General features: G+C 66.4%; 13 protein-coding genes. 8 read left to right on the top strand and 5 right to left on the bottom strand.

Annotated features, from left to right (window positions below):
• Nucleotides 1-386: 386 nt before the first annotated feature.
• Nucleotides 387-1,253, bottom strand: coding sequence for a LysR family transcriptional regulator (locus CI15_RS21465; RefSeq protein ID WP_062130702.1), 867 nt, complete (start codon nucleotides 1,251-1,253; stop codon nucleotides 387-389).
• Nucleotides 1,254-1,397: 144 nt separating this feature from the next.
• Here CI15_RS21465 and CI15_RS21460 point away from each other — a divergent pair, with 144 nt between their 5' ends.
• The gene (locus CI15_RS21460; RefSeq protein ID WP_062130699.1) at nucleotides 1,398-2,354 is read left to right on the top strand and encodes an AEC family transporter; all 957 of its coding nucleotides are present in this window, start codon (nucleotides 1,398-1,400) and stop codon (nucleotides 2,352-2,354) included.
• A gap of 30 nt (nucleotides 2,355-2,384) precedes the next feature.
• On the opposite strand, the gene CI15_RS21455 is transcribed toward CI15_RS21460, so the two are convergent.
• Nucleotides 2,385-3,305: a LysR family transcriptional regulator gene (locus CI15_RS21455; RefSeq protein ID WP_062130696.1), complete on the bottom strand. Its 921-nt coding sequence runs from the start codon at nucleotides 3,303-3,305 to the stop codon at nucleotides 2,385-2,387.
• A gap of 127 nt (nucleotides 3,306-3,432) precedes the next feature.
• Here CI15_RS21455 and CI15_RS21450 point away from each other — a divergent pair, with 127 nt between their 5' ends.
• The 7 genes from CI15_RS21450 to CI15_RS21420 all read left to right on the top strand — a co-directional run bounded on the left by CI15_RS21450 (nucleotide 3,433) and on the right by CI15_RS21420 (nucleotide 12,798).
• Complete coding sequence (locus CI15_RS21450; protein WP_062130693.1) at nucleotides 3,433-4,215, top strand: alpha/beta fold hydrolase; 783 nt, start codon at nucleotides 3,433-3,435, stop codon at nucleotides 4,213-4,215.
• 192 nt (nucleotides 4,216-4,407) lie between these two features.
• Nucleotides 4,408-5,991, top strand: a complete 1,584-nt coding sequence (locus CI15_RS21445) for an efflux transporter outer membrane subunit (RefSeq protein WP_062130691.1) — start codon at nucleotides 4,408-4,410, stop codon at nucleotides 5,989-5,991.
• 52 nt (nucleotides 5,992-6,043) lie between these two features.
• Nucleotides 6,044-7,195, top strand: coding sequence for an efflux RND transporter periplasmic adaptor subunit (locus CI15_RS21440; RefSeq protein ID WP_062130688.1), 1,152 nt, complete (start codon nucleotides 6,044-6,046; stop codon nucleotides 7,193-7,195).
• 16 nt (nucleotides 7,196-7,211) lie between these two features.
• Nucleotides 7,212-10,280: an efflux RND transporter permease subunit gene (locus CI15_RS21435; RefSeq protein WP_277621045.1), complete on the top strand. Its 3,069-nt coding sequence runs from the start codon at nucleotides 7,212-7,214 to the stop codon at nucleotides 10,278-10,280.
• A gap of 138 nt (nucleotides 10,281-10,418) precedes the next feature.
• On the top strand, nucleotides 10,419-11,387 hold the full coding sequence (locus CI15_RS21430; protein ID WP_062130683.1) for a quinone oxidoreductase family protein: 969 nt from the start codon (nucleotides 10,419-10,421) through the stop codon (nucleotides 11,385-11,387).
• 153 nt (nucleotides 11,388-11,540) lie between these two features.
• The gene (locus tag CI15_RS21425; protein ID WP_062130681.1) at nucleotides 11,541-12,128 is read left to right on the top strand and encodes a DUF4337 domain-containing protein; all 588 of its coding nucleotides are present in this window, start codon (nucleotides 11,541-11,543) and stop codon (nucleotides 12,126-12,128) included.
• A 52-nt stretch (nucleotides 12,129-12,180) separates the two neighbouring features.
• On the top strand, nucleotides 12,181-12,798 hold the full coding sequence (locus CI15_RS21420) for a LysE family translocator (protein WP_062130679.1): 618 nt from the start codon (nucleotides 12,181-12,183) through the stop codon (nucleotides 12,796-12,798).
• Nucleotides 12,799-12,822: 24 nt separating this feature from the next.
• Here the strand turns inward: CI15_RS21420 and CI15_RS21415 are convergent, their stop codons facing one another.
• The 3 genes from CI15_RS21415 to CI15_RS21405 all read right to left on the bottom strand — a co-directional run bounded on the left by CI15_RS21415 (nucleotide 12,823) and on the right by CI15_RS21405 (nucleotide 15,120).
• A complete protein-coding gene (locus CI15_RS21415) occupies nucleotides 12,823-14,097 on the bottom strand; it encodes an RNA polymerase sigma factor (protein ID WP_062131639.1) in 1,275 nt (424 codons plus the stop codon).
• Between the two features lie 77 nt (nucleotides 14,098-14,174).
• On the bottom strand, nucleotides 14,175-14,588 hold the full coding sequence (locus tag CI15_RS21410; protein WP_062130676.1) for a YciI family protein: 414 nt from the start codon (nucleotides 14,586-14,588) through the stop codon (nucleotides 14,175-14,177).
• Between the two features lie 178 nt (nucleotides 14,589-14,766).
• Nucleotides 14,767-15,120 (bottom strand): YciI family protein, encoded by a 354-nt coding sequence (locus tag CI15_RS21405; protein ID WP_062130673.1) that lies wholly within the window; start codon nucleotides 15,118-15,120, stop codon nucleotides 14,767-14,769.
• Between the last annotated feature and the right edge of the window lie 318 nt (nucleotides 15,121-15,438).

The following is a 15,438-nucleotide window of genomic DNA, read 5'->3' as shown; positions in this document are numbered from 1 at the left end:
AAGGTCAAGGAAGGAACCGTTGTCTGGATCTACGTCAAACTTCCTGTGGGCCGAGTTATTGGCTATGCAAGAGTGAGCGCGGCGCATTCGCTTGCGCCTTCGACACTATGGCGACGGTTCGCGAATGTGTGCGGGATTACGCGACGAGAATTCTTTCAGTACTTCAATGGCGTAACCACTGGCTTCGCGTTAGGTTTGCATGACCCGCAGCGACTCGCAGGCTCAATTTCGCTAACGGAGTTGCGGCAAATCTCCGCCGGTTTTCAGCCACCGCAGTTTTTTGTCCGAATTGCTCCAGGCAGCCCTCTGCTACTGGCAATCGAAGGCAAGTGTGCATAGACGAAACAGGTAATCGCCCCTCACCTGCTTACCCGCTCAGCCCAACCTCACGCCAACTCCAGAAACCTCGCCAAACAAGGATTCCGATTCGCCGGCGACCACGCCAGCACCTGCTCGATCAGCGGCGCGTCGGCAAGCGGCCGGAACACCACGCCCGCGAGCTGCGCCTTGCGCATCGACGACGGCACCAGCGCAACGCCCACGCCTTCGTCGACGAGACTCAGCACCGTCTGCTGCAACTGCACCTCGAAGCGGATATCGGGCTCGAAGCCGCCCGAGCGGCAATGTTCGAGGATCGTCGCGCGCAGACTCGGCGCGACTTCCTCCAAGGCGAGCACGAACGGCTCGCCCGCCAGTTGTGCGATCTTCAACCGACGCGCCCGCGCACGCGGATGGCTGCGCGACAGTGCGACGCACAACGGCTCGGTAAGTACCGTGCGCGTCGCGAGTGACTTGTCGGGCACGGTCGGAAACATGATCGCCGCGTCTATCTGCCCGGCAAGCAGTTGCGCGGCCAGATCGTTCGACACGACCTCGCGCAGCTTCAGATCGACCTCCGGATAAGAGGCTCCAAACGCTCGCGCATAGCCAGGCACGACGCTATACGCTGAGCACATCGTGAAGCCGATTTCGAGCTTGCCCGCCTCGCCGTGCGCGGCAGCGCGGGCGTTGCTGACCGCCTGCTCGAGCGACGCGAGAAGCGCCTTCGCGTCAGCATAAAAGCGCTCGCCGGCCGCGGTCAGCGTGACGCTGCGCGGACTGCGCTCGATCAACGTGACGCCGAGGCTCGCCTCCAGCGCCGCGAGTTGCCGGGAGAGCGGCGGCTGCGACAGATTGAGCCGCGCCGCCGCCCGGCCGAAATGACGCGTTTCGGCGAGCGTCACGAAGTAGCGCAGCGGTTTGACATCGATCACGACACCCCCGTGGATGGACGATGCAAAAAAGGTATTGTCGACCCCTCAAGACAGTATTGGATTGTATCAACGCAATTCGCTACGCTGGCGGGTCCTCAGTTCCGCGTGCGCCCACGCGTCCGCCGCACGCCCCGTTTAGCACCGATGCTCGCCACCCTCGAAATCCTGCTTCCCGTTTTCGGCCTCATTTTCGCGGGCTTCGCGTGTCGTCGACGCGGCGTGCTCGGACCGAACTCCGCGTCCGAACTGAATCGCTTCGTCGTCTGGCTCGCGCTGCCCGCGCTGCTGTTCGACACGATGGCGCACGCCACATGGCATCAGCTTTATCAGCCCGCCTTCGTCGCGACGTTTTCGCTTGCTTGCGTGTGCGTGTTCGCGTTGATCCTCGCGCTGCGCCTTTTCAGCGGGCGGCATCTGGCCGACGCGAGCGTCGACGCGATCGCGGCCTCGTATCCGAACACCGGCTATATCGGCTTTCCGCTCGGCGTGATCGCGTTCGGTCAGGCGAGCCTGACGCCGACGACGATCGCGACGATTCTCGTCGCGTGCGTGCTGTTTGCCGTCGCGATCGTGCTGATCGAGATCGGCCTGCAAACCGAGCGCACGCCGCACAAGCTCGGCCTGAAGGTGTTGCGTTCGCTCGCGCGCAATCCGCTGATCGTGTCGCCGCTTGCGGGTGTCGCGGTCGCGAGCTTGCACGTGACGCTGCCCGCGAGCGCGGAGACCTTTCTGAAGCTGCTGGCCGGCGCGGCGAGTCCCTGCGCGCTCGTGAGCCTCGGCCTGTTTCTCGCGGAAAAGCGTGCGGTCGAGGCCGACGACGGAGCCGGCGCGGGCCGCATCTCGCTGCTGCTGACCGGCATCAAGCTGGTCGCGCAGCCGGCGCTGGCGTGGTGGCTCGCGGCACGCGTATTCGGGCTGGCGCCGATGCTGGTCGAGATGGCCGTCGTGCTCGCCGCGCTGCCGACCGGCACCGGTCCATTCATGCTCGCCGAGTTCTACGAGCGGGAAGCGCACATTACGTCGCGCACCATTCTGCTGTCGACGGTGGGGTCGGTCGTGACGCTGTCGTTGCTGCTGATGGTGATGGGACACCGAAGCTGAGGGCTGACACGCGTCGCAACCGGCGCCCCCTCATTGCCCCGACAACGCCGAATCCCACGACGGCCGCTCCCCAAACGCGTCCACCAGGTGCTCGACAAACGTCCTCACCTTCAGCGGGACATGACGCGCACTCGGATACACAGCCTGAATCGTCAATTCCGACGCGCGATACCCGGGCAACAACTCGACCAGTTCCCCACGCGCGATAGGGTCGCCAAACACGAACGTCGGCCCATACGCGACACCCGCACCCGCCAGCGCGGCGCCGAGCAGCATTTGCACGTTGTTCGCGCTCATGCGGCACGCCCCATCGATGACATGCGCGCGGCCTTTCCGGTCGATCAGCGTCCAGTCGTCGGCGGAGACTGCCTCGCTGAACGCGAGCCGTTGCGCGCCGCGCAGGTCTGCCGGCGTGCGCGGCGTGCCATGCCGCCGCAGCCACGCGGGCGCCGCGCACACCGTCATGCGGCAAGGTGCGATGCGCCGCGCGACCAGCGCAGAATCCCGCAGCCGGCCGATCCGTACGGCGAGATCCGCGCCGACGTCGAGCAGATCGACGTAGCGATCGCTCAGCAGCACCTCCACGCTGACGTGCGGATGCGCGTCCATATAGCGCGCCACCACGCCACCCAGATGCATCGCGCCGAACGTGACGGGCGCGGCGACGCGTAACACGCCGCGCGCGACGTTTTGCGAATCGCGCGCCTCGCGATTCGCTTCGTCGAACGCTTCGAGAATCCGCTTGCAACGCTCGTAGTACGCGTGACCGACGTCGGTCAGGTTCAGACGGCGCGTGGTGCGATGGAGCAGGCGCGCGTTCAGCTCGGTTTCGAGCGCGCTCACATATTTGCCGGCCATCGCCGCCGACAGCCCGAAACGCCGTGCGGCGGCGGCGAGGCTGCCCTCGTCGACCGCGGCGACGAAGACCCCGATGCAGGTGAAGCGGTCCATGGCCCGACTCCTCGATTCGATAGCAGGATTATCGGCTGCATATCGAGAATCGCCAATTATCAAACGGTGTGCCGGAATCTACGATTGCTTCACGTCAACCGCCACCCGAAATACAAGGAGCATTGCAATGGACCTCGCCACCAACGGCATCCGGATTCACGTCAGCGAGAAAGGTCACGGCGAACGGGCCATCGTTTTTCTGCACTACTGGGGCGGCTCGTCGCGCACCTGGCGGTTCGTCGCCGAGGCGTTGTCCGACGCCTATCGAACCATCGCGACCGATCATCGCGGCTGGGGCCAGTCGGAGGCGCCCGCTGACGGCTACACGATCGCCGATCTCGCCGACGACGCCCAGGGCGCGATCGAAGCGCTCGGGCTTTCGCGTTACGTCATCGTCGGTCACTCGATGGGCGGCAAGGTCGCGCAGTTGCTGGGTGCGCGCCGGCTGCCGGGACTCGAAGGGCTGGTGCTCGTCGCGCCGTCGCCGCCTGCGCCGATGCTGCTCTCCGACGAGCAGCGCGCGGTCCAGCTGAGCGCTTACGACTCGCGTGAATCGGTCGGCTGGGTCGTGGACAACGTGCTGACCGGCAGCCCGCTCGCCGCGGAACGCCGCGAGCAGGTCATCGAGGATAGCCTGCGTGGCGCGCCGCAAGCGAAGGCCGCGTGGCCGAACGTGGCGATGCGCGAGGACATCACGGCCGACGTCGCCGCGATCGACGTGCCCGTGCTCGTGATCGCCGGCGAGTGCGATCAGGTGGATCGCGTCGAGACCTTGCAAGCGGAATTGCTGCCGAGAATTGCCGGCGCGCGCCTGCAAATATTGCCCGGCGTCGGTCACCTGTCTCCGCTGGAGGCGCCGTCGGTGCTGGCCGCCGCGATCCGCGGTTTCATCGGCGAGGTGGCATCCTGAGATTCGGCTCTATCCCGCCCGCCCCTCCTACGTGATCTCGTACCCGCCTTCGTCCACCAGCGAATGCCAGGCCAAGCGCAGTTCGTGCCGTGCGTGGTAAATTCCAGCGTCGGCAAGTCAACTCCAGGAACGTTCGGGTGACCTGAACATCTTCGTCCGGTCCACCCGCCACTGGCGATACAAGGTAGATCGATGATCGACGTGAGTCAGCGTATTGTCAGGCGGCGCCTCTACGTTGCACTGGGCGGCTGCGTCGCGCTGGCCGGCTGCATGGTCGGCCCGGACTACCACTCGCCGCCCGCGCCGGTCACCAACACCTTCACCCCCACGCCGCTGCCCGATCAGACCGCCTTCGCGCCCGGCCCCGCCGGTCTGCCGCAGCGTTTCGCACCGGCCGAGGACATCCCCGCCGCGTGGTGGACGCTGTTTCATTGCGAGCCGCTCGACGCGCTGATCCGCGAGGGCATCGCGAACAGTCCCAACATGGCTGCGGCGCAGGCCGCGCTGCGCCAGGCCCGTGAGAATTTCACCGCGCAGGCGGGCGGCAGCCTGCTGCCGAGCGTCGACGCGCAATTGGGCGCCACGCGCGAAAAGATCAACGGCATCTCGTTCGGCGAGCCCGGTCTCGTCGAGGAATTCAATCTCTACAACGCCTCGGTCAGCGTCTCGTACAAGCTCGACGTGTTCGGCGGCGCGCGCCGCGAACTCGAAGCGCTGCACGCGCAGATCGACTATCAGCGCTTCCAGTTGCAGGCCGCCTATCTCGCGATCTCGGCCAACATCGTGACCGCCGCCGTCAAGGAAGCATCGGTGCGCGCGCAGATCGACGCGACCGAGCGGATCGCCAGCGAGGAAGACCAGCAGCTGAGCGTGCTCAACCAGCAGTTCGCCCTCGGCGGCGTGAGCCGCGCGGCCGTGCTCGCGCAGGAAACGCTGCTCGCGCAGACCCGCGCGACGCTGCCGCCACTCAATCAGCAACTCGATCAGGCGCGCCATCAGCTTGCGGTGCTCGCCGGCAAGCTGCCGAGCGACGCCTCGGTGCCCGACTTCACGCTCGACATGTTCTCGCTGCCCGACACGCTGCCCGTGAGCCTGCCGTCGTCGCTGGTGCACCAGCGCCCCGACATCCTCGCCGCCGACGCCACGCTGCATCAGGCGAGCGCGCAAATCGGCGTCGCGACCGCGGCGATGTATCCGCAGATCACGCTGTCCGCGAGCTACGGCGCCGAGGCGTTGACGCCCGCCGAGGTGTTCAAGGCGGGCAGCACGATCTGGAGCATCGGCGCGGGCCTGCTGCAACCGGTCTTTCACGGCGGCCAGCTGAGCGCGCAGAAGCGCGCGGCCGAAGCGGCCTACGAGCAGGCCGGTGCGCAATACCGCGAGACGGTGCTGCTCGCGTTCCAGAACGTCGCGGACACGCTGCGCGCGCTCGAACACGACGCGACCGGCCTCAAGGCGCAAACCGACGCGTCGCGCGCCGCGAGCGATTCGCTCGACCTGACGCGCGGACAGTATCGCGTCGGCGGCGTGAGCTACCTCGCGCTGCTCGACGCCCAACGCCAGTATCAGCAAACGGTGGTGAACCTCGCCCAGGCGCAGGCCGCGCGCTACGCCGATACGGCGGCGCTGTTCCAGGCGCTCGGCGGCGGCTGGTGGAATGCCGCCGCGCCCGAGTCCGCGGCTGCGTCCGCATCCGCGCCGGCCGCCTCGAACCACTCGGCCGACCCGACAGCAGCAACAGCGACACCGACAGCAACCGCGGCCACGCCGCATTGACCGCGCCTCACGCAACCCCAGCCCTCGCCACAAGCCGAGCAAGGACGTCACGATGGCCGACAGAAAACCGATGACAAAGCGGATGGTGATCATGTTGATCAGCGTCGGCCTGCTGCTCGCCGCGCTGGTCGGCTTCAACCTGTTCCGCGCCCACATGTTCGCGAAGTTCATGGCGGGCAACACCGCGCCGCCCGCGACGGTGTCGGCGGTGATCGTCCACTATCAGTCGTGGCAGCCGCAGCTCACGGCGGTCGGCAGCCTGCGCGCGGTGCGCGGCGTCGACGTGACGACCGAAGTCGCGGGCCTCGTGCGCGAGGTCGCGTTCGCGTCGGGGCAGGAAGCGAAAGCCGGGCAGATCCTCGTGCGACTCAACGCCGACAGCGACGTCGCGCTGCTGCAATCTCTGCAGGCCGCGGCCGAACTCGCGCAGACGGTCTACGAGCGCGACCGCGCGCAGTACGACATCAAGGCGATCGCCAAGGCCCAACTCGACGCGGACGCGGCCGACCTCAAGGGCAAGAAGGCCCAGGTCGCGCAGCAACAGGCGCTCGTCGACAAGAAGACCATTCGCGCGCCGTTCGCGGGGCGCCTCGGCATCACGACGATCAATCCGGGGCAATACCTGAACCCGGGCGATGCGATCGTCACGCTGCAAGCCATCGATCCGATCTACGCCGACTTCTCGGTGCCGCAACAACAACTCGGCCAGCTCGCGATCGGCGCGACCGTCGACATCGATACCAATGCGTACAGCGGGCAAACCTTTACCGGCAAGATCCAGTCGCTGAGCCCGAAAGTGGATAGCGCGACGCGCAACGTGCAGATCGAGGCGAGCGTCGACAATCGCGAGCGCAAGCTGCTGCCCGGCATGTACGCGAACGTGAAGATCGACTCGGGCGCCGCCGCGCGCTACCTGACGCTGCCGCAAACGGCGATCACCTATAACCCGTACGGCGCGACCGTGTTCGTCGTGAAGCCCGGCACGCAGCCCAACGCGCAGGGCAAGACGCTGCCCGTCGCGCAGCAGGTGTTCGTGACGCCGGGGCCCACGCGCGGCGACCAGGTGGCGATTCTCAAGGGCGTCGACGAGGGCACGCAGGTCGTGACGAGCGGCCAGATCAAGTTGAAGAACGGCACGCCGCTGATCATCGATAACCGCGTGCAGCCGTCGGACAGCCCGAATCCGGCGCCCCAGGAACAATAAGCGAGGCCGCCCGATCATGTTCACGGACATCTTCATCCGCCGGCCGGTGCTGGCTTCGGTCGTGAGCCTGCTGATTCTCGTGCTCGGGCTGCGCGCGCTCGCGGTGCTCAAGGTCAGCCAGTATCCGCAGACCGAGAACGCGGTCGTCACGATCACGACGGCCTACTATGGCGCGAACTCGGACACCATCGCCGGCTTCATCACGCAGCCGCTCGAATCGGCGATCGCGCAGGCGCAGGGCATCGACTACATGTCGTCGACGAGCATCACGGGCGTGTCGACGATCATCGCGACGCTGCGCCTGAACTACGACGCGAACCGCGCGCTGACCGAGATCAATACGCAGATCGGCTCGGTGCGCAACCAGTTGCCGCCGCAGGCGCAGCAGCCGGTGCTCACGGTGCAGACCGGGCAGACCACCGACGCAATGTACATGGGCTTCTACAGCAGCGTGCTGCCGAGCAACAACGTCACCGACTACCTGTTGCGCGTGGTCAAGCCGAAGCTCGATTCGATCCAGGGCGTGCAGACCGCCGAAGTGCTCGGCGGCCGGCAGTTCGCGATGCGCGCGTGGCTCGATTCGGCACGGCTCGCCGCGCACGGCGTGAGCGCGAGCGACGTGTTCACCGCGCTCGGCAACAACAACTATCTCGCGACGCTCGGCACCACGAAGGGGCAGATGGTCAGCGTCGACCTCGAAGCGGGCACCGACCTGCATACCGTCGACGATTTCAAGCAGCTCGTCGTCAAGCAGAAGAACGGTTCGATCGTGCGTCTGGAGGATGTCGCGAACGTCGTGCTCGGCGCCGACAGCTATGACTTCAACGTCGCGTTCAGCGGCAAGCGATCGGTGTTCATCGGCATCAAGGTCGCGCCGGACGCGAACATTCTCGACGTGGCGAAGCGCGTGAAAACCGTCTTTCCCGAATTGCAGAAGCAGTTCCCGACCGGCATGACGGGCGACATCGTGTATGACGCGACCGACTTCGTGAACACGGCGATCAGGGAAGTGATCAAGACGCTGGTCGAAGCGCTCGTGATCGTCACCATCGTGATCTTCCTGTTCCTCGGCAGCTTCCGCGCGGTGATCGTGCCGTTGATCGCGATGCCGCTGTCATTGATCGGCACGTTCTTCGTGATGCAGGCGCTCGGCTATTCGATCAATCTACTGACGCTGCTCGCGCTCGTGCTCGCGATCGGACTCGTCGTGGACGACGCGATCATCGTCGTCGAGAACGTCGACCGTCATATGGAACACGAAGGCAAGACCCCGTTCGACGCCGCGCTGATCGCCGCGCGCGAACTCGGCGGTCCGATCCTCGCGATGACCGTCGTGCTGATCGCCGTGTACGCGCCGATCGGTTTCCAGGGCGGCCTGACGGGTGCGCTCTTCACCGAGTTCGCGTTCACGCTCGCGGGCGCGGTGACGGTGTCGGGCGTGATCGCACTCACGTTGTCGCCGATGATGTGCTCGCGCTTCTTCCGAGCCGGGCAGGAGTCGGGGCGTTTCGCGCGTTTCGTCAACCGCCAGTTCGAGCGTGTGCATCGCGGCTACGGCCGGCTGTTGCACGCGACGCTCGATACCTGGCCGGTGTTCGTGATCATGGGCGCGCTGCTGCTGTGCGGCACGGTGTACCTGTTCATGACCTCGCAGTCGGAACTCGCCCCGCAGGAGGACCAGGGCGTCGTGCTCTCGCAGATCATCGGGCCGCCGAACGCGACGATCCAGCAGATGCAGACCTACGCGGACCAGGTGTTCGACGCCTCGAAGTCGCTGCCCGAATACGCGCAGATGTTCCAGCTGACGGGCTCGCCCACCATCAACCAGGGCATCGGCGGCGTGCTGTTCAAGACCTGGGATCAGCGCGGCAAGAACGCGACCGCGCTGCAGCAGGAGTTGCAGCAGAAGTGGAATCAGATCGCGGGGGCGCGCGTCGCGGCGTTCCAGTTTCCGCCGCTGCCGGGCTCGCAGGGCTTGCCGGTGCAGTTCGTGATCAGCACGACCGAGCCGTTCGAAAACCTCAACGAGGTGTCGCAGGCGGTGCTGGAGAAGGCGCGCGAGAGCGGCATGTTTTTCTTCGTCGATAGCGACCTGAAGATCGACAAGCCGGAAGCGGCGCTCGTCGTCGACCGCGACAAGGTGGCCTCGCTCGGGCTGTCGCAGAGCGACGTCGGCCAGGCGCTCGGGTCGGCGCTGGGCGGCGGCTACGTCAACTACTTTTCGATCGCCGGGCGTTCGTACAAGGTGATTCCGCAGGTGTTGCAGACCGACCGGCTCAACCCGTCGCAGGTGCTCGACTACTATCTGCGCACGCCGGACGGCAGCGTGATTCCGGCCTCGACGGTCGCGCATCTGCGGCACAGCGTCGTGCCCGAGTCGATCAATCACTTCCAGCAGTTGAACTCGGCGACGATCTCCGGCGTGATCGTGCCGGGCGTATCGCAAGGCCAGGTGCTCGATTTTCTGCGCAATGCGACCGCGCAGGTCGCGCCGGCCGGCTATTCGGCCGATTACTCGGGCGAGTCGCGCCAGTTCGTGCAGGAGTCGGGCGGCTTCGTCATCACGCTGCTGCTCGCGACGATCATCGTGTTCCTCGCGCTCGCGGCGCAATTCGAGAGCTTCCGCGATCCGATCGTGATCCTGATTTCGGTGCCGATGGCGTTGTTCGGCGCGCTGATCTTCATCAACATCGGCCTGACGACGCTGAACATCTACACGCAGGTCGGCCTCGTCACGCTGATGGGACTCGTCAGCAAGCACGGCATCCTGATCGTGCAGTTCGCCAACGAATTGCAGCGCGCGGGCCGCTCGAAGCGCGAGGCGGTCGAGGAAGCCGCGGGCGTGCGGCTGCGCCCGATCCTGATGACGACCGCGGCGATGGTGCTCGGCGTGCTGCCGCTCGTGATCGCCTCGGGCGCGGGCGCCGCGGGCCGCAACGCGATGGGGCTCGTGATCTTCACGGGGATGTCGATCGGCACGCTGTTCACGCTGTTCGTCGTGCCCGCGATGTACATGTTTCTGGCCGCCGATCATCAGCGCCATGCTCAGGCGCCGAAGTCCGGCGAGGCGGGTCATCCTGGATAAGGCCGGCTGGTTCGCGCACCCTGCAGGCGGGTTGCCCGAAATCCGGAAGCCGTTGTCCTGATGCCTTCAGGGGCGTCGCCTAGACTACCGTGCATTCGCTGCGCAACGCGGCGCCCAAGACCAATCGGAGCAACCACGATGAAAGCGATCCAGTTCAAATCTTTCGGCGGCCCCGAAGTGCTCGAATACCTCGATCCGCCGACGCCGAAGGCCGATGCGGATCATGCAGTCGTGCGCGTGATGGCGGCCTCGGTGAATCCGAGCGACGTGAAGAACGTGTCCGGCCATTTCGAACACACGGTGCTGCCGCGCACGCCGGGGCGCGACTTCAGCGGCGTGGTGGTGGACGGCCCGGCCGGGTGGCTGAACGCCGAAGTCTGGGGCACGGGTGGCGATATCGGCTTCACGCGCGACGGCACGCACGCCGAATACATCAGGATTCCGGTCGCGGCGCTGGCGCGCAAGCCGGCCGCGTTGAGCCACGCCGAGGCAGCGGCGATCGGGGTGAACTTCGTGGTCGCGTGGCTCGGCACGGTCGAATACGCCAGCTTGCAAGCCGGCGAGACCATCGCCGTGATTGGCGCGGGTGGCGGTGTCGGCGGCGCGGTCGTGCAGATCGCGAAAGCACGCGGCGCGCGCGTGATCGCCGTCGATCGCCGGCCGCTCGATCCGGCCACGCCCGCCGGCCGTCTGACCGACGCCTACGTGCCACTCGATGAGCACGCGGCCGAACGGGTGCGCGAGCTGACCGGCGGCGCGGGCGCGGAAGTCGTCTACGACACGGTCGGCGGCGTCGCATTCGAAACCGCGCTCAGCCTCGCGAAGCGGCGCGGCCGGGTGCTCGAAATCAGCGGGACCGGCAAACGCCGCGTCGAATTCGATCTGATCGATTTCTATCACAACGAGACGCAATTGCTCGGCGTCGATAGCGCGAAGCTCGGCGTCGCGGAATCGGCGCCGCTGATGACGGCGCTCGTCGAAGGCTTCGACAGCGGCAAGCTGAGCGGCCCCGTGATCGCGCAGGCGTTTCCGCTCGAACGTGCGCGCGAAGCCTACGAGGCGGTCGCCGCCGGTGCGCGCGGCCGCGTCGTGATCACCATGCCATAACGTCCCCAGTCGCACTGGTATTTGCATCGTGTTGCTCCAAGGTACTGGCCGTGATTACTGGCCGTGATTCGCGCGCGACACGCTAGAATTTGAGGCCGCCGGGCACCCGCACCGCCCGCCGATAACGACAAAAGCACTGCCTCGGAGAATTTGATGTCTGATGAATACGAAGTGCATGGTCCGCACGACCATGCGGTCGAACATGCTGGCCAAGCCGCGCATCACGATGCCGATCCGTTCGCGAGCCGCATGGCCGTGATGACCGCGATCCTCGCGACGATCGGCGCGTTGTGCGCTTACCAGAGCGGCAACGCCGAAAACCTCGCGCTGTTCTACAAGAACGAAGCCGCGATCAAGAAGACCGAAGCCTCGAACCAGTGGAACTACTACCAGGCGAAGGGCGAGAAGGAAAACCTCGCCGAACTCGGCGCGGCGCTGTCGGCGCCCAATAGCGACGCGCATACGAAATTCCTTGCCGACGTCGAGAAGTACAAGCAGCAGAAGGAGCCGATCCGCGCGAACGCCGAAGCGATCGAAAAACAGGTCGTCGCCGCCGACACGCGCAGCGAAGCGCTGCTGCACGGCCATCATCGCTGGGCTCAGGCGACGCTGCTGATCCAGGTCGCGATTGCGCTGTGCGCGATCACGCTGCTCACGCGCAAGAACTGGCTGCGCAATGTGTCGTACCTCGTCGCGGGTGCCGGCGTCGTGACCGCGGGCGCGGCGTTTTTCGGGTTATGAGCGGGGTGCGGGTCTTGCCTTTCACCGGGCGTTTTTCAATAGGGAGTGTGTCGTGATCGATGGGTCCGCCGTGGTCGGCGTGTTTTCCGTGTATATCGCGGGCGTGGTGAGTCCCGGCCCGAACTTCGTCGCGGTCGCGCACAAGGCCGCTTCGGCCACGCGCATCGAAGCGCTCGCGATGGTCGCCGGCATCGTGCTCGTCAATCTGTTCTGGGCAAGCTGCGCGATTCTCGGCGTCGGCATCGTGTTCGCCGCGTTCCCGTGGCTCGCGCTCGTGGTCAGGATCGTCGGCGCGTGTTATCTGCTGTGGTTCGGCGGCCGGCTGATCTTCAACTCCTCGGCGGCGAAGCAGGCGCTGCTCGTCAAGGCGCCGTCGGGCGGCTTTCGCCAGGCGTTCGCGCAAGGCTTCGCGACCAACATCGCGAATCCGAAGTCGATGGCGTTCTTCGCCGCGGTGTTTTCGTCGGCGGCGCCCGCGCATGTGAGCACCGGCACGTTTGCCGCGATGCTCGGCATGGTGTTCGTCGTCGCGAGCAGCTGGTATGGGTTCGTCGCGCTGGCGTTGTCGCACGAGCGAATCGCGGCGGCGTATCGGCGCGGCAAGATGTGGGTGGATCGCGTGTGCGGTGGATTGATCGTTGCGTTGGGCGTGCGCCAGCTGATTCGTTGAGCGGCGCTCAGGGATGCGCGGGCTTCAGTGCCCAAGCCCGCGCGCACGCGCGAGCAGCAATTCGCGCTCGCGGGTGTTGCGCGTCATCGCGGCGGCGCGCTCTAACTCCGCGCGAGCTTCATCGACGCGTCCAAGCTTGGCCAGCAGATCCCCCCGCACGCTCGGCAGCCAGTGATAGTTCGCGAGTGCCGAATCAGAGGCAAGCGCATCGACGATCTCGAGTCCGGCCGCCGGTCCGAACGCCATCCCCACCGCGACCGCACGATTCAACTCGACCACGGGCGACGGCGCCACCTGCGACAACGCATCGTATAGCGCGACGATCTGCGCCCAGTCGGTGTCCTCGGCGCGGCGCGCCCGCGCATGACACGCGGCGAGCGCCGCCTGCAACGCATACGGCCCGCTCGCGCCGCCCAGCGCATGCGCGCGGTCCAATGCAGCGAGGCCGCGGCGAATCAGCAGCGAGTCCCAGCGGCTGCGATCCTGATCGAGCAGCAGAACCGGACGCCCTTCTGCATCGGTACGCGCGTGCGTGCGAGAGGCCTGAATCTCCATCAGCGCGACCAGACCGTGGACCTCGCTTTCGTCGGACACGAGGCCGCTCAACACACGCCCGAGCCGCAGCGCCTCTTCGCATAGCGCCGGGCGCATCCAGTCGTCGCCGGCCGTCGCCGAATAGCCTTCGTTGAAAATCAGGTAGATCACCTGCAGCACGGACGCGAGCCGCACCGCGCGCGCGTCCGCCTGCGGCACCTCGAACGGCACGCGCGCCGCCGATAGCGTGCGCTTCGCGCGCACGATCCGCTGCGCGATGGTCGGCTCCGGCACCAGAAACGCGCGCGCGATTTCGTCGGTGGTGAGACCGCCGAGCAGGCGCAGCGTCAGCGCGACGCGCGCATCGGTCGACAGCACCGGATGGCACGCGGTGAAGATGAGCCGCAGCAGGTCGTCGCCGATGTCGTCGGCGCGCGCGGCATCGAGTGCATCGACGAAATCGGGCACCACGTGCGCTTCGATCGCGTCGAGATCGTGGCCGAGCTCCTCGCGTTTGCGCGCATGCAGCGCTTCCTGGCGCAGGCGATCGAGCGCGCGGTTTTTCGCGGTCGTCATGAGCCAGGCTCCGGGATTGTCGGGCACGCCCGCGGCCGGCCAATGCTCGAGCGCGGCCACCAGCGCGTCCTGCGCGAGCTCCTCGGCGAGCCCCACGTCGCGCACGATCCGCGCGACGTGAGCGATGACCTTCGCGGATTCGATCCGCCAGACAGCGTCGATCGCACGATGAGTGGCCTGTATCGTCACGGCGTCAGCCTTCACCTGCCGCCGACGGCCGCGGGCTCGGGTCCATGTAGGCGAGTTCCAGGACGTGGGTCATCGGATCAGCCGCGATCTTCTTGCAGCTTGCGAAAGCGCTCGACTTCCGGGCCGGCCTCGAAGTCGTCGAGTCCGAACAGCTGCCGCACTTCGATTTCGCCGTCGGCGTGCTCGCCGAACGGCGCGGGGAAACGCCGCGCCCATTCCATCGCCTCGTCGCGCGAGCGGACCTGGATCAGCGTGTAGCCGGCGATCAGTTCCTTGCTCTCCGCGAACGGCCCGTCGATGACGGTCCGTTTGCCATCGCTATAGCGCACGCGCCAGCCTTTCGAGCTCGGCTGCAGACCGGTCGCGTCGAGCAGCACGCCGGCCTGCGCGAGTTCTTCGTGGTACGCGCCCATCGCGGCAATCAGCGACGGCTCGGGCATCTCGCCCGCCTCGCTCGCGGCCGTGGCCTTGACGATGATCATGAATCGCATGTCGTTGCTCCTTGTGAGCGTTTCGTTGTGAGTGGATTCGAATGAATCGCTTAGCGGGGCCACGCAGGGTCGCTCCCCTACTCACACGACGCGCGATGCAGAGCCGGATCGACACGCGCGGCGATCCCGCCATCCCAGGGAAAACACTGAAGCGGCGGCAAGTGGTTGTCGTGGGTGCCTAGATGAAGCACGGTCCGATCTGGCGCACCTCGATCGTGCACCACGCCGCCGCCGGGCAGGTCTGCGCGATCGCCACGGCCTCTTCGCGCGTGTCGCAATTCAACAGGAAGAAGCCGCCGATCATCTCCTTGGCCTCGGCGAACGGCCCGTCGACGAGTTTCGGCTGGCCGTGGCGGACCTGCACGCGCACGGCGTCCTTCTGCGAAGTCAGCGATTCGACCGCGAGCAGCTTGCCGCGCGCCTTCAGGTTTTCGGCGAAATGCACCATCTGGCCGTAGAGGTCGCGGCCCGCGGCTTCGCCGCGTTCCTCGCGTTGGTCCGTGGGTTCGACGATGAGCAGCATGTAGGACATGGTCTCTCCGATAAAGCTCGGTTGTCTGCGCGGGCAGGCGGAAAACAGGTGGAAAACAGGCGCCGCCAGTCTAGCAAGCAGGGATCGCAGCGGCAAACGCGCCCGAACCCGTCAATGCGCCAGCTGCGCGCGCCTTCTACCGGCACGCGCGGATGGGCTCGCGCCAACCTCTACGGACACTCGTAAGAGGCCCCGCCGCGCGATTCGAGCGGACACGCGCGACACGTCGATGCCGCTTTCAAGTATTCTCCCGAATCCGTCGACATCCGCGCTGGAACAGCCGTTCCAGCCGTGCGACTTAGGCAACATTCAAACAAT

The sequence above is a fragment of the Paraburkholderia monticola genome (assembly GCF_001580545.1).
GTDB classification, from domain to species: Bacteria; Pseudomonadota; Gammaproteobacteria; order Burkholderiales; family Burkholderiaceae; genus Paraburkholderia; species Paraburkholderia monticola.
The sequence above is the reverse complement of the archived record's forward strand: the minus strand, read 5'-3'. Positions and strand labels throughout refer to the sequence as shown.